The organism is Ligilactobacillus pabuli (assembly GCF_022836475.1).
GTDB lineage: Bacteria > Bacillota > Bacilli > Lactobacillales > Lactobacillaceae > Ligilactobacillus > Ligilactobacillus pabuli.
This window is the reverse complement of record NZ_BQXH01000004.1, coordinates 60,455-84,222: the sequence shown is the minus strand read 5'-3', so window position 1 is coordinate 84,222 and position 23,768 is coordinate 60,455. Positions and strand designations below refer to the sequence as shown.

General features: G+C 42.1%; 15 protein-coding genes. 12 read left to right on the top strand and 3 right to left on the bottom strand.

Annotated features, from left to right (window positions below):
- Positions 1-83 precede the first annotated feature (83 nt).
- From LPAF129_RS03145 to LPAF129_RS03130, 4 genes are all read left to right on the top strand, one after another.
- Complete coding sequence (locus LPAF129_RS03145; RefSeq protein WP_244054706.1) at positions 84-818, top strand: amino acid ABC transporter ATP-binding protein; 735 nt, start codon at positions 84-86, stop codon at positions 816-818.
- 289 nt (positions 819-1,107) lie between these two features.
- The gene (gene uvrC / locus LPAF129_RS03140) at positions 1,108-2,877 is read left to right on the top strand and encodes an excinuclease ABC subunit UvrC (protein ID WP_244054705.1); all 1,770 of its coding nucleotides are present in this window, start codon (positions 1,108-1,110) and stop codon (positions 2,875-2,877) included.
- A 127-nt stretch (positions 2,878-3,004) separates the two neighbouring features.
- A complete protein-coding gene (gene obgE / locus LPAF129_RS03135) occupies positions 3,005-4,303 on the top strand; it encodes a GTPase ObgE (protein ID WP_244054704.1) in 1,299 nt (432 codons plus the stop codon).
- A gap of 93 nt (positions 4,304-4,396) precedes the next feature.
- Complete coding sequence (locus LPAF129_RS03130) at positions 4,397-6,286, top strand: acyltransferase family protein (protein ID WP_244054703.1); 1,890 nt, start codon at positions 4,397-4,399, stop codon at positions 6,284-6,286.
- Between the two features lie 62 nt (positions 6,287-6,348).
- Here LPAF129_RS03130 and LPAF129_RS03125 read toward each other — a convergent pair whose 3' ends face one another.
- Positions 6,349-6,624, bottom strand: a complete 276-nt coding sequence (locus LPAF129_RS03125; RefSeq protein ID WP_244054702.1) for a hypothetical protein — start codon at positions 6,622-6,624, stop codon at positions 6,349-6,351.
- A 374-nt stretch (positions 6,625-6,998) separates the two neighbouring features.
- On the opposite strand from LPAF129_RS03125, the gene rnz reads away from it, so the two are divergent.
- From rnz to addA, 7 genes are all read left to right on the top strand, one after another.
- On the top strand, positions 6,999-7,937 hold the full coding sequence (rnz, locus tag LPAF129_RS03120) for a ribonuclease Z (protein WP_244054701.1): 939 nt from the start codon (positions 6,999-7,001) through the stop codon (positions 7,935-7,937).
- A 12-nt stretch (positions 7,938-7,949) separates the two neighbouring features.
- On the top strand, positions 7,950-8,759 hold the full coding sequence (locus LPAF129_RS03115) for an SDR family NAD(P)-dependent oxidoreductase (RefSeq protein WP_244054700.1): 810 nt from the start codon (positions 7,950-7,952) through the stop codon (positions 8,757-8,759).
- A gap of 15 nt (positions 8,760-8,774) precedes the next feature.
- The gene (locus LPAF129_RS03110) at positions 8,775-9,119 is read left to right on the top strand and encodes a LapA family protein (protein WP_244054699.1); all 345 of its coding nucleotides are present in this window, start codon (positions 8,775-8,777) and stop codon (positions 9,117-9,119) included.
- Between the two features lie 4 nt (positions 9,120-9,123).
- Complete coding sequence (gene recJ, locus LPAF129_RS03105; protein ID WP_244054698.1) at positions 9,124-11,529, top strand: single-stranded-DNA-specific exonuclease RecJ; 2,406 nt, start codon at positions 9,124-9,126, stop codon at positions 11,527-11,529.
- 29 nt (positions 11,530-11,558) lie between these two features.
- Entirely contained in the window at positions 11,559-12,077 is a 519-nt protein-coding gene (locus tag LPAF129_RS03100; RefSeq protein ID WP_244054697.1) for an adenine phosphoribosyltransferase, read from the top strand.
- An 86-nt stretch (positions 12,078-12,163) separates the two neighbouring features.
- Positions 12,164-15,910, top strand: coding sequence for a PD-(D/E)XK nuclease family protein (locus LPAF129_RS03095; protein WP_244054696.1), 3,747 nt, complete (start codon positions 12,164-12,166; stop codon positions 15,908-15,910).
- Positions 15,907-20,028 carry a helicase-exonuclease AddAB subunit AddA gene (gene addA / locus LPAF129_RS03090; protein ID WP_244054695.1) on the top strand — a complete coding sequence of 1,374 codons (4,122 nt, stop codon included), beginning with the start codon at positions 15,907-15,909 and terminating at the stop codon, positions 20,026-20,028. The genes LPAF129_RS03095 and addA overlap by 4 nt, the downstream gene beginning before the upstream one ends.
- Before the next feature lie 62 nt (positions 20,029-20,090).
- On the opposite strand, the gene LPAF129_RS03085 is transcribed toward addA, so the two are convergent.
- Positions 20,091-22,742 (bottom strand): YfhO family protein, encoded by a 2,652-nt coding sequence (locus LPAF129_RS03085; protein WP_244054694.1) that lies wholly within the window; start codon positions 22,740-22,742, stop codon positions 20,091-20,093.
- Positions 22,743-22,989: 247 nt separating this feature from the next.
- Entirely contained in the window at positions 22,990-23,235 is a 246-nt protein-coding gene (locus tag LPAF129_RS03080; RefSeq protein WP_244054693.1) for a hypothetical protein, read from the bottom strand.
- Positions 23,236-23,591: 356 nt separating this feature from the next.
- Between LPAF129_RS03080 and rpmG the strand changes: the two genes are divergently transcribed.
- Positions 23,592-23,741: a 50S ribosomal protein L33 gene (gene rpmG / locus LPAF129_RS03075; protein ID WP_010496280.1), complete on the top strand. Its 150-nt coding sequence runs from the start codon at positions 23,592-23,594 to the stop codon at positions 23,739-23,741.
- Positions 23,742-23,768: the final 27 nt, after the last annotated feature.

Genomic DNA, 23,768 nt, shown 5'->3' with positions numbered 1-23,768 from the left:
TAAATAAACGAAATATGTCATAATATTTGTATTAACATTCAAGCAAGACCAAGTTCAGACTTGAAAATGAAGGAGAAACGCCCATGACAGAGTTAGTGCAAATTCAAAATTTAAAAAAGACTTTTGGAAAAAGTGAAGTTTTAAAAGATATTAATGAAGTAGTCAACCAAGGTGAAGTTGTTTGTGTGATTGGACCATCGGGAGCCGGCAAGAGTACTTTTCTACGGTGTCTGAACGTCTTAGAGCATCCTTCAGCGGGTAAAATTATTTTTGAAGGAAAGAATTTGACTGAGATCTCTGAAAAACAATTGAACCAGCTGCGTCAAAAGATGGGGATGGTTTTTCAGAACTTTAATTTATTCCCGAATATGACTGTCCTGGGCAATATTACAGCTGCACCCATTAAGGTGAAGGGCATTAGTCAGGAAGAAGCAGAAAAAAAGGGCCGTGAATTATTGGAGCGGGTAGGTTTGTTAGAAAAAGCAGATCAGTATCCAGCTAGCTTGTCTGGCGGGCAGGCACAACGGGTCGCCATCGTCCGGGCCTTAGCGATGGATCCCGAAGTAATGTTATTTGACGAACCGACCTCAGCCCTTGACCCTGAAATGGTCGGGGAAGTCTTGGAAGTAATGAAAGACTTAGCTCAATCAGGGATGACGATGGTTGTTGTCACCCACGAAATGGGCTTTGCCCGGGAAGTTGCCGACCGGATCTGGCTGATGGCCGATGGTTATATTCAGGAATCCGGGACTCCTGAAGCTGTTTTTGAACATCCAGAAACTAAGCGGGGACAAGAATTTTTATCTAAAGTTCTCTAAAGCAGGGCAAAGAGAGGCGTTTAAGAGCCAAGCATTATCGGAAGCTGACCTTTGATGCGTTTTTGGTATCAGAAGCTAAGCCGAAAATTTCACGAAAAGATCAAAACAAACGAGTGGTAAAAATTAGCGGTGCTTCAGAGCAGCGTAGTTTTTGCCGCTCGTTTTCGTTCGTGCAATTAAAGCTAGATTATATTTTGAAAAATTTATTTGTTCTAACGGCTGAATTGTTATGAATTGGCGCTAGAACGCGTTATAATTAGAGTAATGACATAAAGAAAGGATCGTTTAGATGGCAACTCAACACGTAGAAAATAAATTGAAATTGTTGCCGGATCTGCCAGGTTGTTATCTGATGAAAGATATCAACAGCAAGATCATTTATGTTGGTAAAGCTAAGAATTTAAAGAATCGAGTTCGTTCATATTTTAAAAGTGCTCACGAGGGAAAAACTGCCAAGTTGGTTTCCGAGATCCGCGATTTTGAAACGATCGTGACCTCAACTGACAAGGAAGCTTTTTTATTGGAAATTACCCTGATTCAAAAGCATAAACCCTATTACAACATCAAGTTGAAGCGGGGCACAGGTTATCCCTATATTAAAATTACACATGAAAAAGACCCAACCTTAAAAATCGCCAGTCAGGTCAAAAACGATGGCGGGTCATACTTTGGACCATATCCGAACGTTTATGCTGCGACCGAAACGATGCAGCTCTTACAAAAGGTGTACCCGTTACGACGCTGTAATGGTTACCAGAAACGACCGTGCCTGTACTATCATATGGGACAGTGCTTGGGAGCGTGCTTTAAAGAAGTGCCTCAAAGTGAGTATGACGCCCAGATCAAAAAAATTAAATCGTTTTTGCATGGCAATGTGGCTGGGATCAAACGCAAGTTAACGCAACAGATGAACAAGGCTGCAGAAAAAATGGAATTTGAACGTGCCGCAGAGTTGAGAGACCAGATCCATTATGTCGAGGTGACGGTCGAACGGCAAAAGATTATTTCTAATGATAATACACCCAGAGATTTGTTTGCTTTTTACATGGACAAGGGCTGGTTATCGATCCAAGTCTTCTTTATCCGGCAAGCACGCCTGATGAAACGGGAAAAGCGCCTGTTTCCTTGTATTGATACCCCGGAAAACGAGTTAGCATCTTTCATTTTGCAATTTTATAACCAAAAAAATCGGATCTTACCGAAAGAAATTTTAGTCCCGCAAGGAATGGAGCATGAGATCTTGGCACAAATTTTAGGCGTGCCGGTCCGGACCCCACAGCGGGGGCAAAAGAGAGACTTGCTTGAAATGGCGCAAAAAAATTCACGCTTAGTGTTGGAAGAAAAGTTCCGGCTGTTAGAGCTTGATGACCGTAAGACAGTAGGGGCAATGAACGAGATCACTGATGTCCTCGGGCTGCCTCACGGACACCGGATCGAATCCTTTGACCATTCGCATATTCAGGGGCAAGACCCAGTTTCCGCGATGGTGAGTTTCTTAGACGGTCGTCCTGATAAGACAGAGTATCGGAAATACAAGCTTAAAACCGTGACGAACGCTGATGAGTATGCAAGTACGCAAGAAGTGATCTACCGTCGTTACAGCCGTTTATTAAAAGAGCATGCACCGCTGCCTGATTTAATTTTAATGGATGGCGGGGTCGTGCAGATCAATGCGGCTAAAGAGACGTTGGTCAATCAATTAGGCCTGCAGATCCCCGTGGCTGGGATGGTTAAAAATGAACACCATAAAACGGCAGATCTAATGACGGAAAATGATGAAAAAATTGGGCTAGATCCTAAGAGCGAGGGCTTTTATTTGCTGCAACGGATCCAAGATGAAGTTCACCGTTTTGCGATCACATTCCACCGCCAGGTCCATTCGAAAAATTCTTTATCGTCGCGTTTAGAAACGATTCAGGGAGTTGGCCCCAAGACCCGGGTCAAGTTGCTGAAGAACTTTAAGTCATTGAAAAAAATTAGTGAAGCTTCAGTTGCTGAGTTAGAAGAACTGGGGATTTCACATAAAGTCGCAGAAACGATTAAATTAAGCTTAAAATAGCGGATTTAGTCCGAAGACTTTTTGCTTTTAAAAACAAAAACTGCTATAGTTGGCGAAGATTAAATGCAAATAACACGTACCATCTAAAAAAATAATTCTAGATACCTGAGAAAGGTGATTAAAAACAATGTTTGTTGATCAAGTTAAAATTACAGTTAAAGCCGGAAAAGGCGGCGATGGAATGGTTGCATTCCGTCGCGAAAAATTTATCCCGAATGGTGGACCCGCTGGTGGCGATGGCGGTCACGGCGGCAGTATTATTTTGAAAGTTGATGAAGGTTTACGGACGTTAATGGATTTCCGTTATCACCGGATCTTCAAAGCTAAAAAAGGCCAAAATGGGATGATCAAGGGGATGTATGGTAGAAAAGCCGATAACTTGTATGTCTCAGTCCCAGAAGGCACGACTGTCCATGATTTAGACACAGGAGAAGTTTTAGGAGACCTCGTTGAAAATGGACAAGAATTAGTAGTAGCTGCAGGTGGTCGGGGAGGACGCGGTAATATTAAGTTTGCGTCACCTAAGAACCCTGCACCTGAAATCGCCGAAAATGGCGAACCCGGTGTCGAACGAAACTTACAGTTAGAGTTAAAAGTCTTAGCTGATGTTGGACTGGTTGGTTTCCCTTCAGTCGGAAAATCAACTTTATTATCGGTCTTAACTAGTGCTAAGCCTAAAATTGCGGAATATCATTTTACAACTTTAGTACCTAATCTAGGAATGGTGCAATTAGACGACGGTCGCGACTTTGTCATGGCCGATTTGCCAGGCTTGATCGAAGGTGCTTCAAACGGTGTGGGCTTGGGGATCCAATTCCTTCGTCACGTTGAACGGACCCGTGTTATTGTCCACGTGGTTGACATGTCAGGCTTAGAAGGGCGAGATCCATACACGGACTTTGAAAAGATCAACGCCGAGTTAGCGAAGTATGATCCAGCCTTATTGAAACGGCCGCAAATTGTGGCAGCCAGCAAGATGGATATGCCTGATGCAGAAGAAAACTTGGCAGCCTTTAAAGAAAAGCTCAAAGCTGATACAACTTTAGCTGCCGTGCCAGAAGTAGTCCCAGTTTCTGCAGTGACACATAGTAATTTGCAAGACTTAGTTCATCTAACAGCAGACTTGTTAGCTAAGACACCACAGTTTATTACTGAGGAACAGCCAGCAGACGAAAATGTGGTTTACACTTACGAAGAAGAAGAAAAACCATTTAACTTGGAAGACGGCGGCGAAGGCTACTGGATCTTAAGCGGTGGTAAATTGGAACGCTTATTCCAAATGACCAACTTAGAACATGATGAAAGTGTCATGCGCTTTGCACGTCAGATGCGCTCAATGGGTGTTGATGAAGCATTACGGGCCCATGGTGCCAAGAGCGGCGATATCGTTCAAATTGGGAAATTTAGTTTTGAATTTGTCGAATAAGACAAAGTAGTTGCTTCTTTGGTGAAAGTTAGGGTTAGCTGTAAAATGAGTTTTCAGCTAGAGGTGCACAGGATTTAGACGGACGGGATTTTGATGGGAAAAAGATTAAAGAAAAGCAGATATATTTCAGGTTTTGATGGAGTAAGAACGTTAGCGGTAATTGGTGTCATTTTATATCACCTTTTTCCATATAGAATGACTGGCGGCTTTTTAGGGGTCCCGATCTTCTTTGTTGTTTCAGGCTATTTGATCACCGACCTGCTGATTCAAGAGTATGAGCAAAATCAACAAATCGATATTAAGGCTTTTTATGTCAGGCGAATGAAACGCTTATACCCGGCATTGATGACGATGGTACTCACCACGTCGGCTTTTGTAACTTTGTTTGCCCGCGAATCTATTGATAAGTTACGGGGAGTTATTGTTAGCAACATTTTTTATGTTTATAACTGGTTTCAGGTGTCAAATCATGAGTCCTATTTTGATAAGTTTGGGAATCAATCACCATTTACTCACTTATGGTCGTTATCGATCGAAGGACAATTTTACCTGATTTGGCCACTCGTGATCTTGATCATGTTAAAGCTGATCCGCTCACGACAAACAAATTTTGATATTTTGTTGGTTGCAGCTTTTGTTTCAGCTTTGCTGATGATCATCTTATTCAAACCAGGCCAAGATCCATCGCGGATCTATTATGGCACTGATACGCGAATGTTTTCAATCGTCTTAGGTGCGGCTTTAGCCTTTTTGTGGCCAAGTACGAAACTAAAGGCGAATTTGCAACAGGGACCGCGGCTCTTTTTAGATGGGACTGGACTGGTCTCGTTGTTACTGATCGTGTGGATGTTTTTCAAGATGGATGGGGAAAGTGACCTTGTTTATTTGGGCGGGATGTTTTTCTTCTCCATTCTATCGGCACTCTTAGTTGCGACAATTGTCCATCCAGGGGCAGATATGAACCGTTTAATGACCAACAAGTTCTTTACTTGGTTAGGTAAACGGAGCTATGGGATCTATTTGTACCAGTATCCGATCATGATTTTTTATGAACAAAAGATCGCCAACGTGGCAAATCACCCGTGGCTGCATGCCGTAATTGAAATTGCCCTGATCTTATTAGTCAGTGATTTGTCCTATCGCTTCTTAGAGCGGCCAATGCAGCATTTTGATTACAAACAGACTTTTACAGTCTTAAAGGAAGTCTTTACGAAAGGCTCAGCTGCTGGTCCAAAACGTGTGTGGCTCGGTCTGGCAACAGTCGTGGTCTTAATTGCCGGCTGGGGGGCGCTAGACAAACCGCGTGCCAGTGTTTCTCAACGAGACTCACAAGATTTGCAAAAAGTGATCTCACAGAACAACAAGCAGGCTAAAAAGCAGAATGCAGAACCGCAAAAGAAAAAAACAGTCGCTAAAAAAGCGCCGGACAACAAGCCGGCTAAGTCAACGGAAAAAACCACTGAAACAGCTGAGGGTGAGTTAACAAAAAGCCAAGTTGCCCAGGCAAAAAAGATGCCTGTCACGGCAATCGGTGATTCTGTTTTAGCTGATGCTTCAGCAACAATGCAGGGGATTTTCCCCCAGATGTATGTCGATGCTAAAGTTGGACGACAGGTTCGTGATGCTTTGCCAATTTTAACTTCTTTAGCACAGAATGGTAAAATGTCCGATACAGTTTTGCTTAGTTTGGGAACTAACGGACCCTTTACACCGGATGATTTGAAACAGATCATGCAGGTCTTAGGACCGCAACGCAAGGTTTATTGGGTCAACACAGAGGTCCCGACCCAGCGGTGGCAAGACCAAGTTAACCAAGATTTGGCCAAGGCTGAGAAAAAGTACCATAACTTAACGGTGATCGACTGGCATTCATACAGTCAAAAACACCCAGAATGGTTCTACTCAGACAATGTTCATCCTAACCCGGATGGTTTGCCATATTACGGAAACTTTGTTGCCAAAAGTATGTTAAACAAATCGTAATTAAATAGTGCACGTCACCAACAGTAGGAGAGCCTATTGTGGGCGGCGTGCACTTTTTCTTGTTAATGCAGGTAAAGTTGTTGATCAACGCGGCGAAAGCCAAAGACTGGCTTAGTTTTTCCGTCGTGTTCGATCGTCAGCAGTAAAGCGGGCTGACAAAACTGTAAGCCATAGTCTAATTCTGCTAAAGTCAAGGGCTGCTCTCCGACTGATAAAGAAACAGCACTGTCTGATAAGTGTAAAAAAGAGAGCGGAAGTAATTGCTGGTTGTCCTCTAAAAAGAGTGATAAATTAGACTCTAAATTAAAGGTACAAGCTTGAAAATCAGCTACATGCATTTGTTTTCGCTCCCTTCTAATTTAAGTTAATTATAGCAGATGCTGTCTCTTTTTTTGAATGACGTGAAAAATTTTAAGAAAAAGTGGTTTTTTGAAACTCAAATTAAGATATTTTGCGTATCTTATAGTGAAGGCGGATAAAAATTACTGCAATAAAAATTTAGCTGCCAGGGGTTGAATCTTGGGCTTTTCAAGCCAGGATGCAAAAGTGCAACTAGAATTTTATTTTGTCAAATCACGATAAAATGATAAAATGGACACCGGTTAGTTAATTCAGTTAACTATAATTCAGCGGTTTTTTGTTCACGATTAAAAAGTCTGCCTAACCTTGGCTAAGGTTAGATAAAAATTAAGTTAGATAGGATATTTAAAAGATGGAAATAGAATTTTTAGGAACTGGTGCAGGTTCACCAGGTAAGTTTCGCAATGTTACTGCAACGGCACTAAAGTTACTGCCAGAAATTAATGAAGTCTGGCTCTTTGATTGTGGGGAAGCTACACAGCACCAGATCTTACGGACTTCGATCCGGCCACGAAAAGTTACGAAGATTTTTATTACTCACTTGCATGGGGATCATATTTTTGGTTTACCAGGATTTTTAAGTAGTCGTTCTTTTCAAAATGGCGAAGATCCGACACCGTTGACCATTTACGGGCCAGCAGGGATCGCCGATTTCGTCAAAACAAGTTTGCGTGTTTCTCATACTAAATTAGCCTACAAGTTAAAATTTGTGGAGCTGGGCGAAGAAGGACTGATCTTTAGCAGTCCGAAGTTTAAGGTTAGTTTTAAACACTTGGAACACCGGATCAACTGTGTAGGTTATCGGATCGAAGAAAGCGATTATCCGGGTGAATTACAAGTTGAAAAGCTCAAAGAATTACAAATTCCTTCTGGACCAATTTATGGTCGTTTAAAAGCCGGAGAAGTAGTGACTTTAAGCGATGGTCGCCAAATCAATGGTGCTGACTTTATTGGACCAGCTAAGAAGGGCCGGATCGTCACGATCTTAGGCGATACCCGTTCAACACCAAACATCGCAGAACTGGCTGCCAATGCTGACGTCTTAGTGCATGAAAGTACTTATGGCAAAGGTGACGCTAAATTGGCACATGCTTATTATCATTCGACTTGTGTTCAAGCCGCACAGGTGGCGAAAAAAGTGGGGGTCAAGCACCTCTTGTTAACCCATATTTCGGCTCGTTATGTGGGGTCGATGGTCAAAACGCTGCAACATGACGCTCAAGAAGTTTTCAAAAATACGAAAGTTGTCAAAGATTTTGATGTGATCAATGTTCCTTTCCAAGAAAAATAGGGGTGAAACGATATGCATGGTTATCAAGAACTAAAAAGTTTACGAAATCGCATCGTGGTGGTGACAGGAGCTTCTTCTGGTCTAGGAGAACAGATTGCTTATCAGGCTGCCTTGAAAAAGGCAATCGTCGTCGTTTGTGCGCGTCGCAAGGATAAGCTGGATAAAGTCTCCGAGGTTTGTCGCAAGCTGTCAGGAAGGCTCTCTTTGGCTTATGAGCTAGATGTCTCTGATCCTGCCCAAATCGAACAAGTTGTCAATCAAGTCGAAAATTCGGTGGGTCCCATTGATGTCTTAGTGAATAATGCAGGCTTTGGTTTGATGGAACAGGCACTTGATTTTCCAATGGATGTGGCAGAAAAAATGTTTCGAGTCAATGTTTTGGGCTTAATGTATATGACAAAATATACCGCCTTAAAGATGGCCGCTCGCAAACGCGGTGCCATTATCAATACGGCTTCGATCGCTGCCAAGATCCAAACACCAAAAACAGCTGTTTACGCTGCTAGCAAGGCAGCGGTTTTGGCTTATTCGAATGCTTTGCGATTAGAGTTAAAACCCTTGGGAATCTCGGTTTTAACGGTTAATCCGGGACCAATTCAGACACATTTCTTTGATTATGCGGATCGAACCGGCCATTACCTAGATAACATTAGCCATTTTGTGCTTGATCCAGAAGTTTTAGCCGCACAAATTGTTGCGACGATCGGTTCCAGCAAACGTGAATTGAACCGACCGCGCAGTATGGCAGCCGCACACCATGCGTTACAAGTTTTTCCACGTTTAGGAGATTTTTTGTTGACTAATTTATTTAATAAAAAATAGAAAAGGGGGATCCTCATGAAAAAACAATGGACAATGATCGGTGCAATCATCTTGTTATTAGTAGTCGTCATTTTTTCATGGATGAATTCGCAAGCCGTAACCGTTAACTTTGGTTTCACCAAGGTGACGATGCCATTAGTCGTTATTTTAGTAATTGCACTGCTGATCGGAGCTTTGATCGCAGTCATGATCTCAACGACAACTAGTTTACGCCAGAAAAAAGAAATCAAAGATCTACAAAAGCAACTCGCCGCTAACCAAGCAATGAGGCGCTCGGCTGAAACACAACCAGCTACAAAAGCAGTTAGTGAACCAGTCGCAGACCAACAAGATGAGCCTGCTAAACAAAGCGAGGAGTGATTCTGTGTTTTCAGCTCAAAATCAGTGGAAAGTTGCCCAAAAAATTGATGAAACTAAAGTCGAGGAGCTAGTCCAAGCGACTCAAGCCCCTAAATTAGTGGTGGAAATTTTAATCAGACGTGGATATGAGACGGCAGAAAAAATTACCCAGTTTTTAAAACCGAATCTATCACAGCTAAATGATCCATTCTTATTGCATGATATGCAAAAAGCATGCGAGCGTATTAAAAAGGCGATCACGTCTGAAGAAAAAATTGTAGTTTACGGTGACTATGATGCTGACGGTTTAACTAGTACTTCGATCATGTATGAGGCATTGCTGCAATTAGGAGCCGATGTCCGTTACTATATTCCGGATCGCTTTACCGATGGTTATGGTCCAAACTTGAAAGTTTACCAGCGGTTGATCAGTGAAGGCACTGGATTGATCGTAACCGTGGATAACGGGGTTTCTGGCAATGAAGCAGTGAATTATGCTCAGCAGCATGGTGTCGATGTAGTGATCACAGATCATCATGAGATGCCAGCCGAATTACCGCATGCATATGCAATCGTGCATCCTCGTCACCCAGAAGGTCAGTATCCGTTTGCTGAACTTTCTGGTGCCGGGGTGGCTTTTAAGACCGCTAGTGCTTTGTTAGAAGAGGTCCCGCAAGAAATGCTGGATCTCGCTGCAATCGGCACAGTCGCAGATATTGTTTCACTAACTGGCGAAAATCGCGTGTTGGTCAGCTTTGGTCTCAAGGTATTACAAAACACGGAAAGAGTCGGTTTATTGGCGTTATATCAACAAGCACATGTTGATCAGCAAAAAATTTCGGCTGAGACAATTGGTTTTGCATTAGCACCACGGTTGAATGCCTTAGGTCGGATGGAAAATGGGGCTCCAGGGGTAGAATTGCTAACGACCTTTGATGATCAACGTGCCGCTGAAATTGCCGTGCACGTCCAAGAGTTAAATTCTAAACGGCAAGAACTTGTCAATCAGATCACGACTGAGGCATTGGCACAGGTGCAGGAACAAGCAAACCAGCATCCGGTTAACTTGTTGGTCGGTCAAGGCTGGCATGAAGGTGTGCTAGGAATCGTAGCTAGTCGGGTGGTTGAAGCAACTGGGAAACCAACCTTAGTGTTGAATGCTGACTCTGAAACGGGCCAAGCCAAAGGTTCTGGTCGTTCAGTCGCTGCCTTTGATTTATTTGCAGCCTTAGACGGTCACAGAGACCAGTTAGTTGCTTTTGGCGGTCACCAAATGGCATGCGGTCTAACGATCATGATCGCAAAACAGGAAGCTGTACAGCAAGTTTTGGATCAAGCAGCACAACAGCAGCATTTGGCTGATGCCAAGCAACCAGAATTGCAGTTAGCTGGAACGGTTGATCTGGCAACATTTGCCTTAGCGGACTTGGAACAAATTGAGGTACTTGCACCATTTGGACAAGATAACTCACAGCCATTATTTAACTTTACCGGCTACCAAATTCAAGATGCTAAGCCGATGGGAAAAGAAAATAACCATTTGCGGTTGACCCTAAAAACTACGACGAACCAGCAACTTTCTGCGGTTTATTTTGGCATTGATGCAGATAAGCTGGGCCAGATCATGCAGGCGCCAACTAAAGTGGAGTTCGTTGGTTATGTGGACAAAAATGAATGGCAAAATCAAGTTTCATTACAAATTAAGATTTCTGACCTTAAGCTAGAAGCACCAGTCACTGCGGCCGCGTCTCAAGAGCCGCTGGGAGAGTCACAAATTAAAGAACCGCCAGTAACAACTAGTGTGCCGGTTACGGTGGAAATTTTCGACCAGCGCAGCAAGAAATTAACGGTGAAGATGTTGCAGCAAAAGGGAACATATGCATTTTTCTCAGAAAAAATTAAGCAACAAGTTCAGCGATATTTGCCCGCTAATACACCAGTTGTTTTATTGCCGCAGCAAGCCGGCCAGTTCCAAGCAGCTGATTTATATGTAGTGGATTGTCCAGCAGACTTGCGGGACTTGCAAAAGGTGTTGCAGAATCTGACAGTTCAGCGACTGCACTTGTTGTTATATCAAAAAAATGATTTATTTGAAATTGGTTTACCAAGTCGGCAACAGTTCGGTAATTTATACCGTTTTGTCTTGGCTCATCCGAAGTTAAACTTACGACAAGTGGGAACTCAGATGGCCACGCGCCTCAAATTACCAAAAGAACTAATGATTTTCATGTTACAGGTGTTTTTTGAGGTAGGATTTGTTAAAATAGAGAATGGATTGGTTACAGGCGTCCCCGGAACTAAACAGGTTAACTTGAAGGAGACATCCAGTTATCACTCCCGTAGACTGCAGATCAGAACGCAAGAAATTCTGCTGCATAGTAAGAGCACTGACTTAATTAAATGGGTAAATGAGCAAATCAAACCAGTTTAAAGTCAGCGCATATTAAAGGAGAAGGTTTAATGGCTTTAGACTTAAATAACTATATTGCAAGCATTCCAGATTATCCAACTGAAGGTGTAGTTTTCCGTGATATTTCACCTTTGATGGCCGACGGTGAAGCATACCATCAAGCAACTGATCAGATCGTGCAATTTGCTAAAGACAAAGGTGTACAAATGATCGTTGGACCTGAAGCCCGGGGCTTTATCGTTGGATGTCCGGTTGCCTATGATTTGGGAGTAGGTTTTGCACCTGCTCGTAAGAAGGGAAAACTTCCCCGTAAAACAGTTGAAGCATCTTATTCACTTGAATATGGTACTTCCTCTCTTTATATGCATGAAGATGCGGTTTTGCCTGGCCAAAAAGTCTTGGTCGTTGATGACTTACTAGCAACCGGCGGAACAATTGGTGCAACGATTGACTTAGTTGAACAATTAGGCGGCGAAGTTGTTGGTTGTGCATTCTTGATCGAATTAGCTGACTTAAATGGTCGCGAAAAAATCAAGGATTATGATATTTTAAGCTTAATGAAGTATTAATGAAAGCTTACAGGATTCGTTTGTCTTTAGGACATCCGGGTCCTTTTTTGTTAAAAGGCTTGGAAAAATTAAGGGGGGTAATAGCAGTGAGTTTGGGATTTATTTATGGACCGGCAGGTGCAGACCGGCAAGCAATCGTTTTGGAGCAACTACGAGCTTGGCAACAAGAACAGCCAAACGTAGAAATTTTTTATATTGTACCTGACCATATTAAGTTTGAATCGGAAGTTACAGTACTAGATTATTTGCGACAGCAAACAGGGCAGCCAGAAAAAATGTTTGCTGCTGCTAACGTCCAAACTTTTTCGTTTAGTCGTTTAATGTGGTACTTCTTAAAGGAGCAACCGTCTTTATCCAAAACAAAATTAACAGCGACGGGCTTAGCGATGATCGTGACCCATATTTTGCATGAGCTTGATGAACAGGACTTGCATGTTTTTAACCGTGAAAGAAATAGTCCGGGTTTTAGTAAGAAGCTAGCGGAACAGATCATTGAATTGAAACTAGGCGGATTTATGCCCGATGATTTGGAGCAATATGCACAAAATCTCCAGGAAGCAGCGACCGGTGAGCAGGCTGATCTAAGTGCACGTTTACATGATTTAGTCTTGGTGTACCGAGAATTTGAAAAATATACTGCTGGGCAATACCTGGATACGGCTGACAGCTTAGATGAGTTGATCACTTACTTAGAAAAGTCGAATTTAAGTCAGTCCTATTTTATGTTGGACGGTTTTATGAATTTCAATGCTAAAGAAAAAGAAGTTATTACGGTCTTAATGCAAAAAGCAGCTGAAGTTAGAATGAGTTTGGTGTTGGATCACCCGTATCTGGATGCTAAACCGGAGACTAGTGAATTATTTTATCAAACTGGCAAGATCTACTATGAATTTAGCCAGATGGCCCGTGCTAACCATGTGCATCTGCTAAATGACCAAAGAGCACAGACATCACGAGTGACACCAGACATGTTGAGCCTGGAACAGTTTTGGCAAAATTCACAGTCCTTCGGTCCCCCAAAAACCTATCAGTTAAAGTCTAAGAGTAGTTTATTGTTGACTGAGGTTAGTGACCGGGTTCGTGAAGTCCGGTATGTGGCAGCCAAAATTAGACAGCTGGTTTTTTCTGGTCGCTATCATTACCATGATTTTTTGATCCTAGCACCACAGCAGGATAAATATCAAAATTTATTGGAAAATATCTTCAGTGAATATGAGATCCCAGTCTTTACCGATTTAAACAAGACCATGTTGAATCATCCATTAGTGGAATTTGTTTTGGCATTATTTAGTGTGAAACAAGAAAATTATTCCTACCGGTCAATGATGCGGTTACTGAAGACTGAAATTTATGTACCGGAGCTAAAAGAAGCTCACTGGTCACTAGGAACATTTAGAAATACGCTGGATCTGATGGAAAATTGTATCCTACAAAATGGCTATTACTCGGAATTTGCATGGAAAAACAAAGAAGACTGGATCGTGCAAACTTGTGGGATACAACCTAACGAATCTAAGGAAGAACACGAGCAGCGTCAACGAAATTTACCCAATAATCGCTTGGTCAATCAGCTTAGACGAGAAGTTTACCGACAGTTAAAGACCTTTTTTACTAAAATTGGTCAAGTCAAAAATGGACGAGAATTTGCGGTAGAGTTGATCAACTTTTTGGAAAAGATCGGCGTCCCGCAAACACTTCAGGGCTGGCAGGCGAGTGCGGCGAAAGATCTTGATCTTGAATCTGATCCGACCCGTTTGCTGGGTTCAATTAGTAATGTCTCCCGGCATGAAGAGGTTTGGAATACATTATGTTCTTTACTAGATGAGTACGTGACGGCTTTGGGAGCAGAAGCGTTGAATTTAGATGAATTCATCCAAATTTTATCCAGCGGGTTTGAAAATGCGCAGTATAGCCAGGTCCCGTCAACATTAGATCAAGTGATTTTCTCTGAAAGCGGCGTTGTTCAAATGGCCAATCGTCAAGTATTATTCTTTATCGGCCTGAATGACACAGTTTTACCGCGTAGTTTTGAAAATCATGCCTTATTGTCAGATCACGACCGGCAAGAGTTAACGGATCTAACTGGCGCAGAGCAAACTGCGAAGTATTTAAGCGACACTTCCGCCGTTCAAATGGCAGAGGAACCTTTTGCGGCTTATTTAGCCTTTATGTCCGTTAAAAAACGGATCTTTTTCAGTTATCCTTTAAGTGACAACGATGGACAAGCATTACAGCTTTCTCCATACATTGAACGGATCCAAAAGGCGTTTGACCTAAAAACTAACCGTCTCTTGGAACAGCTAGAGCCAGATGCGGAACAAATCGACGATTTAATTGGGACCAAGCAAACGTCCTTGGGAGAATTGATCACAGTTAGTCGAGATGCTTTCCGTGCTGGGGCAGACTTACATGCAGTTTGGCGCGGATTATACCAATATTTGCGTGTTAACTATCATGATGAGACCCAAAGATTGTTACAGAGCCTAGGCTTCGCTAACGAAATTTTACCGAATGCCAAGCCGGCTGAAGATGGACATAAATACTTAGCTCCTGAAATCGTGGCAGCTTTGTATGGAACGCAGATCAACACTTCAATTTCTAAGTTAGAAACATTTTTTGCAGATCCTTACCAGTACTTCTTACAGTACGGGTTGAAGTTGCGGCCACGGGATGAATTTGTATTGCAGCCTGCTGATACTGGCCAATATTTCCATTCGATCTTAGAATATTTCTTTCAAAATGTGCTGCAAGCGGGGCAAACTTTGGCAAACTTGACCAGTAGTGAGTTTGATCAGCTGATGGCACAAACGATTCAGCAAGTTAACGAAGAAGTCGGCAGTCAAATTTTTTCAAGTACCGCACGTTATCGCTACACCCGTAGACAATTAAATCGGACAGCGAGTCAAGTAGCACACGCGGTGGCTCGACAACGCCAAGACCGCCAAATTTTTACGGTCAAAACGGAAACGATGTTTGGCGACCAGGCTGGTTTGCCGGCGTTAACTTTTAGTGACCCGCAGGATCAACATCAAATGCGGGTCAGAGGCCGGATCGACCGAATCGATATAGTCGCAGCTGCCGATGGTCAACCATATTATAATGTGGTCGACTATAAATCAGGGAATCCGGAAAGTAAGATGGACCATTTCTTGTTACGAACCTTCAACGGCTTGTCCTTGCAGTTGTTAACTTACTTGCGGGCCTTGCAACAGGCTGCGGATAGCGGTGAGTTGGCCAAATTATTGAACTATCCGGCCTTGGCTGGACAATTAAAGACGGCTAATGTGCAACCAGAGTTAGGCAGTGCGTCTTATTTGCACTTGTTTGACCCAGTGCTGAAAAATGGGCAAGATTTGGAAGAAAAATTTGATAAGAGTTTTATGTATAAGGGAATCTTTAGAAAAGGTCAGGATAGCTCAGCGGAAGAAAACGGCTTTTTGTTAGCCTTGGATGCGGATGTTGAAGCAGGTGTTCAAAATGGTGAAAAAGCTAGTTCCCGTAATTATCCGATCAAGTATCAGAAAAGTAAGCATGAACTTAAAGCAGCTTCAACTAAGAGTCTCTTATTGACTTTAGATCAAATTAACCAGCTGTTGGCTTACAATGATTTGAAAATGCAAGAAGCCCGCGCTGGGATCTTCTCTGGACTGATCGATCTGGCACCATATCGACTTGACATGAGTACCGGCTTGGATTATTCAGATTACCAAGAAATCATGATGTTTGATCCGTTGTTAGCGGAAAATAATTACCGGCAAATTCCAAAACTGACTGAAGCTGAGATTTGGAAGAAAATCAATGAACTGCTCAATGAAGGGAGCGTTGACAAGTGAGTACTGAAAAGAAAAGCGGCTTTGAACCGACTCCGGGGCAGTATAAAGCCATCAACCATCGCGGACATGACGTCTTAGTTGCTGCCTCCGCAGGCTCAGGTAAAACTAAGGTTTTAATTGAACGAGTTTTAAAGCAGGTCGTAGAGCAGCATGTTGACCTCTCGTCGATGTTGATCGTGACCTTTACCGAAGCCGCTGCTAAAGAAATGCGTGACCGGTTGGCTAAGCAGCTGCAACAAAAATTAGCTCAGCTGGTTGAAGAAAATCAACCGGAGAGTCAATCAGAAATGAGTTGGCTGCGACAACAATTATTGGCGGTCAATGTAGCAGATATTAGTACGATTCACGCCTTTTGTCTGCATTTGATCCAGAAATATTATTATACTTGTGACATCGAACCCGATTTTCGGCTAGTTTCCGACGATACCGAACGGACTTTGTTGCGGGATGACGCCTGGGATACTGTGCGGGAACGTTATTATCAGCAACTAGAGGATTCTTATCAAACTGATAATTCATTGACTGATCAGCAGCGTGCTGACGCGCAATTATTTGAAAAACTCTTACAAATTTTTGCGAAAGATCGTGATGATGCTAATTTTTCTGAGTTGGTCTTACGAGCGGACGAATTTGCTAGTGCTACCAGTGATCCAACAACTTGGCTCTTACAGCTGAGCCGCTCTTATGCGGTTGAACCAGGACAAGATTTTACGACTAGCGTGATTTGGCAAAGTTCGCTGAAAGAAATGCTTACCGTTCAATTAGACGAGATCGTCACTAACTTAGAGCGCAGAAATGAACTGTATTCCGAGCAGTTGCGGCCAGAAATCGAGGAGTACTGGGAAAATGAAGTCTCCGAAGACCTCACTGGCTATGCCAAGAAGAAAAAGGACCATTTGGCAAACTATGCTGAAAAGGCTCAGATACAAAAGACTGAATTACAAACCCTGCAGGACTTACGTGCACTCATTTTGCACGGCGATAACTATTCGGCCATTAAAGAAATGGTGGGAGGTTTCAAACTTGCTGGGCGGCCAGCCTTGGCTAAGCCTAGAAGTCAAAAAAGTCCGGGGGATTTAAACACTGATCATGCCCGAGCTTTAAATGACCAAATGAAAGCCTATCAGGAAGCAGCTAAAAAGCAATTAGAGCACTTTATTCCGGAAAACTTCGCACTAACGAATGAGCAGTTAGTAGCACTGATGAATGATTCTGAAAAGCTGCTGGTGAAATTTGGCGAGATCGTGGTGGCTTTTCGTGAGGAATACCACCAAGAAAAAGCTAAACGGCACTTGTTAGACTTTAATGATTTGGAACACTATGCTTTACAGATCGTGGCTTCAGAGACTCCTGAAAGTCAACAGATCAGAGGAATTTTACAAGAACGTTATAGTGAGATCATGGTCGATGAATACCAGGATACCAATGGCGTTCAAGAGGCTTTATTAACGACCATCAAGAATCCTGAACAGGGTAATATGTTTATGGTGGGTGACGTTAAACAGTCAATTTATCGTTTCCGGCAGGCTGACCCGGCATTGTTTAACCGTAAATATCATGATTTTGCGGAAGCTGAAACTGGTGAATTGCCAGCGGACCAACCGGGCGAAAAAATTATTTTGGCAGAAAACTTCCGGTCAGTCGAAAACGTGGCTGATTTAACGAACTTGATTTTTAGTCAGGTCATGGATGAAAAAATCGGGGAGATCTCTTATGATGAAAATGCCAGTTTAAAGGCTGGTAATTTAAGTTATCCTGCAGAAACTGCCCATTTATCAACCGATGTCTTGGTATATGAATCTAAGGAAAAAGAAGACACCGATGAAACTGAAAATGAGCTAAGTTTTGAAATTGATAGTAAAGAACAAGGACAGATCTATTTAGTGGCTCATAAGATCAAACAGCTCAAAGAAGAGCACAAACAGATCTTTGACCGCGATTTAGGTCAGATGCGGGACTTAGACTACAAAGATATTGCAATTTTAGCCTCGACTCATGGGGATAGTTTATTGATTGCAGAGGAGTTTAAAAACCTCGAGATCCCGGTCAATGTCGATAATACGAATAATTACTTTAAGACGATCGAAATTCAAATCATGATGGGCTTATTGCAAGTGATCGATAACCCGCACCAAGATATTCCATTGGTGGCTGTTTTACGCTCACCGTTGTATCAGTTTGATGAAAATCAACTGGCACAATTGCGAATCAACCTCAAACACGGTGACTTTTACGCAACTTTGACTGATTATCATTACCAAATTAACCAGAAGAAGGAAAAAGACCAAGAAGTTACTGCCGATGAACAAAGCTTATTTGAAAAAGTGGAACATTTCTTGAATGATTTAACGAGTTTCCGGGTCCGTGGTCGGCGGAATGATTTACCAACTTTAATTTGGTCGATTTATTCACGAACCGGTTTTCTCGATTATGCTGGTGGAATGCCTGGTGGGAAACAACGGCAAGCAAACTTACACGCTCTGTATGAACGGGCAGCCGACTATGAACAAATGAGCTATAAGGGAATTTTTCAGTTTGTCCGTTTCATCAAAAAAATGCAGGAAGAAGACCATGATTTGGCTGAAATGAACGTGCAAGATGGCAATAATGCCGTGTCCTTTATGACGATCCATAAGAGTAAAGGCTTAGAATATCCGGTTGTTTTCTTGATCAATACGCATAAACGATTTAATCTACGTTCTTTGTCTAATGCATACGTCTTAGATGCCCAGCTAGGGATGGGGATCGATTATGTCCAGACAGTGACGGAAGATGGACGGCAGATCCAAGTGAAGACGCCAACTCCGGTCAAAACGGCGATCAAAGAAAAAGCCCAGCAAAAGGCCATTGCCGAAGAAATGCGGAAATTATATGTTGCTTTGACTCGGGCGGAACAAAAGATTTATTTAGTGGGTGAAAGTAAAGACGCCGCGACAGCACTGGAAAATTGGGTCAAGTTAGTAGATGCGGACCGGACGACCTTGAGTGATGCTCAGCGGAAAAAAACGGGCGCTAACTATTTAGATTGGGTCGGAGCATCCTTGCTTCGGTCTCAGGAATTTACTGCGGCCAATATTCATCGCTATTGTTTGGATGAAAAGAATAGTCCATTCACTCAAGAAGGACTAGAATTTTTAGCTGATGATGAAGATAATGATGCGTCAGATTTAGTGGAAACGATCGAGACACTTCAAGCAAGTGCACCGGCTGCTATTAAAAATAGCGCAGCTCAGTTTAAAATTGAGTTTTGGGACCAGGCACGAGTCGAATATGAAATTAAGCCGACCCAAGAACAAGAAACTAAAAAGGCGGCAGAGTGGTTGGAACGGCAAGCACAAGGCGGTCAATTACCTCCGAAATATGCGCAGTTGTTGGAATTTAAGTATCCAAATACGCAGTTAACACTGACAACGGCCTATCAGTCTGTGACGGATATCAAGCGTTTGTTTGAAGACCCTGATAATGATTTAATGGGGCAAATGGACATTGATCAGTTAGACCAGGCTCAACGAGCTAAGAAAGAAGTGCAGCAGGCAACCTACTTGCAGCATGGTTTTGAGCGTCCGTTGTTTATGTTGGAAGAAGAGAATGTGACTCCCGCACAAATTGGGACTGCGACGCATCTGGTCTTCCAAAAATTGCCGTTAGATGCGCCAGTGACCTTAGCTGTTGTTCAAAGTGTGATCGATGATTTGTGCGCCCAAGAGCTATTGAGTCAGTCATTGGCAGACAAAATCAATGTCGCTGGGGTCGTGGGGCTGTATGAGTCAGAACTTGGACAAAAAATTCTCCACAATCGACACCAGTTACACCGGGAAGCACCAGTCGCTATGCTATATCCAGCAGGTAAACTATTTGGATCAACGACGAGCCAAACAGAATATCCAGTCCTGATTCACGGGATCATCGATGGATATTTTACAACTGACGAGCAAACGACAGTCTTATTTGATTATAAAACTGACCATGTTCCCGCCGGGGGTGCCGCCCAGGTAGCAGAAAAGTACCGGGGACAGTTAAATCTCTATGCTTTGGCACTGGAAAGCATCTTAGGACCAGGGACGGAAATTGAGAAGTATATTTACTTAGTCGATACTAGTCAGGTTGTTGCTCTCTAACAGCTGAGACCCGCAAAATAAAAGCTCCAGACGTCTGATTTGATGTCTGAAGCTTTTATTGATTAATGATGGCGGTGCTGCCGGAATTTAGCCTCTAACAGTACAAGCGTAGTAAGTGAAAAGATGGAGATAATAAGTCCCACATAGAAACCGGGCGGAGTAAACTTCATGGTCACGGTGTGAGTCCCATTGGTAATATCGGCACCCACAAAAGTGTTTTGCAGTTTGAAGGTTGGAACTGTTTCTCCGTCGATTTTAACTTTCCATCCTTTGGAATATGGAATGGTCGTGGCAAAGATCTGGTTTGGTCCATTGACATTGATCTTACCTGTTAGATGACGATTATTAACTTTTTTGACTTGCCAGGAATGTTGCTGCAACTGGTGCAGCTTTTGAGTCGCTAATTTCCGGTCTAAGCGATACAAAACGAAATTATCTAAAAAGAGGGAATTCTTCTTAAATCTGGCGGTCAAGGTGACCTCGTTATCTTTAGAATGGTCGGCGACATTTAAAATCACGGTATGTCTAAAGGTCCCATAGTGATATAGAGGATGACTGCCAGTGAACGTTTCTACCTTAGCTTCTTCCATGCCTGGACCAAAAGTCAGGTAGTAGGGGTCGTTCGTTTTTGGTGTGAATTTGAAAATCACTTGTGCCATCGCTTTGGACTTCTTCTTTTTTAACATCGCCCCAGTTAGGTTCACGGTTCGATTGGTATTTTGAAAGACCACTTCATTAAAATTTTGCGCATGAAAATATTTAGTTGTCGACCAGGTGCCAGTCGCATCGTTTAACCAGGTTGTTTGGTAGCCGACCGGATCATTAAAGCCAAATTTACTATTTTTTAAAAGCGAGTTAGCACTGTAACCGACTGTGGTTGCCCAAGGGTTTTGGTAAATGCGCGTTAAGGGTAAATCTTTCCTCAACGGGTCACTTGTCAATTCTGGTTTGATCGTTAACGGTGTTAAGGCCTGGTTTTGTAATTTAGGCTGTAAGATCTCACTACTATCTTTAGGAGACATAAAATACTTCATACCTAGTAAAGAGTCGGTGATCAAAGTCCCGTTGGAATAGGTGACGTAATTATCACCATCAGGATTACCAATTTGCCCATAAAAATCGGGAATTGTTTTTTCTAGTGCAGAACTAAAGTAGGAACCGGTGTTTAAATTGTGCGCCAAGCCGTCATTTTTAGTCCGTGAATAAGTTTGACCAGTCCGATAAAAGCCAGGGTCGATCTGATGGACAGCCTGGCTGTCTTGTGCTAGTGCCGCTGTTGGGTGACTATATTCTTTTTGACTTAAATAAGAAATATTATTTAATGATAAAGCTGCGTTGGTTAACATCTCTGCAGGTACAAGCAGGAACAACAAGGCTAATTTTTGTTTTTGACTGGTTTTGTTAGTCCCAGGATCGATCAACAATAAGACCAAAGTTGCAGCCGTGAAAAGGACTGAGCAAGTCAACGTTTCCTTGGAAATAAAGGTCAATTTCTGCATGTGCTTCCAGGAATAATAAATAATTCCACCTTCAACGGCGGTTAGGAGGACAACTTTGAGAGCAGTTGTACTAAAACCGTGCCGGTAGTTTAGGGCGGCTAGGTAAATCAACCAGAAACAAACAACAAAGGAAAACCGGTAGGGATACCAGACTGGAAATTGCATCCCATGCCAGAATAAGTCTAAGGGTTCAAAGCACAATGATAGGAGCAAGAAAGCAGTGACTATGCCGGCACTGATTCGACTCCGGCGTTTGATTTGACCGTTAAAGAAGTACAGTAAAAAGCCGCATAAAGCTAGTGAACCAACAAAAATATTGGGCAAACCAGACGGCATTTGTTTAAAATTGAACGCCCCTAACAGTAATTTTGTAACCATTTGTAAAGGCGGATATTCAATTTTAGCGTGGATCATGGTTGTAGTGTATTCGCCTTTGCTAGTTTGTAAGCTGGTTAGTGTTGGTAACAAAACGAGGCAAGCTAACCCGGCAGCCAGCAACGACCGGCTGATGAATAACCAGACGTTTTTACCAAACTGTTTAAATGAGGCAAACTGGTCAGTTTCATGCCAAATAAAGAACAGGATTAAAAAGATAGCGATCATGTAACCCATATAATAGTTAGAGATCATGATCAATGCGAGCCAAAAAGAATAGGCTAAGCCGTGTTTCTTTTTGAGTAGGTTTAATAAGCCATTAATGATCAAAGGTAAAAAAACCACTGCATCTAACCAAAGTAAATTGAGCTGATTGGCGATCATCCAGCCCATTAAAGAATAGCTGGTCGCAAAGAGCGGTAAAACTTTGTCAGACAGTATACGCTGTTGGTGTAACAGGCGAGCAAAAGTATAACCAGCTAGGCCGTACTTTAATAAGGTGACTAACATAACTCCAGCAGTGATCGATTTGCCAGGGAAGAAAAGAAAGATTAAGTTAAAGGGACTTAAAAGATAGTAAGAAAATTCCCCTAGCATTTCACCGCCAATTGCTTTATTAAAGGTATAAAAGAAGTTGGTCGGGTCATGGAGTAGGGTTTGGCGCAAGAAAGCAAAAAAATCAACATACTGTTGACCTAGATCAACGGTTAATAAAGTTTCGCCCCCAAAAGGATACATTTTGCGGTAAACAAAATAGCCAAGCATCAGCAAAACTGGCAGCCAGAAGCTGAGGGAGAGGGCAGCGTGCTGTTTTAAGTATGTTTTTAGTTTAATCTTCATTAAAAAACCTTCTAATCTAAAATAATCCGTTTAAAGTCGGTCAAGCAGATCAACGGTAACTAATCCAGAATACCATAGTTGATTTTGAATTTCATTAGCTAGTATTAGGCTTAAAGGTAATCTTAGGCAAACGAACTTCCGGGACATAAAAGAGTCTGCCATCAGGATGGCAGACTCAGGATAACGATAAAATTTTGGGATTTTAAGGGTAGTTTTAGTAACCGATTGCGCAACCGGTTACAAATTGCTAAACTAGAATTTCACGTTCGATAAAGGAGCGATGGTCTTCTTTTTCAGCAGAATCAGTTGTATCATTAATTTTTTGACATTCAAATAAGAGAGTCTTCATGTCTTGCCCAGTCAAGGTATATTCTTCACTAACTGCGGCAACTTCGGGATGATACTTCTTTAAGGCATAGGCCCGATCTTCATCGACATAGACATCAAAATCTCCAAAATCTGCTTGATAATTTAACTTACTCAATACAGTCACTTTCTTTCTTAAAATTATGACTATATTCTACAACATTGATTTAAAATGTAAAGGGTTTCACAAACTTTAAGTTAGATAAATTAGCATGGATAAAGCTCGATGACTAAAATGATGGTCAATCAAAAGATTATTAAGAAAACCTTAAGTTCAGTTTATTGTGCAATAACTATCGTGAAATACTGGCTTTTTCTCAGGTAGGTCAGCATTTTTAGCTAGTAACTTAGCTGTCAAGGAAAAGTACTTAACAAAAAATAAAAAAATACTGGCAATCATAAATAAAAAATGGTATTATATTAACGTTAAAGGCAGGCAACTGTCTTTTGAATACGATCAGTTAGTTTGGAGGGTCAAACAAAATGCGTGTACACATTACTTTAGAATGCACAGAATGTCATGAACGGACATACTTGTCAAGCAAAAACAAACGTAATAATCCAGATCGCTTAGAGCTTAAGAAATATTGCCCACGTGATCACAAAGTTACATTACATCGCGAAACAAAATAACAACAGGAATAGTTCCTGTTGTTTTTT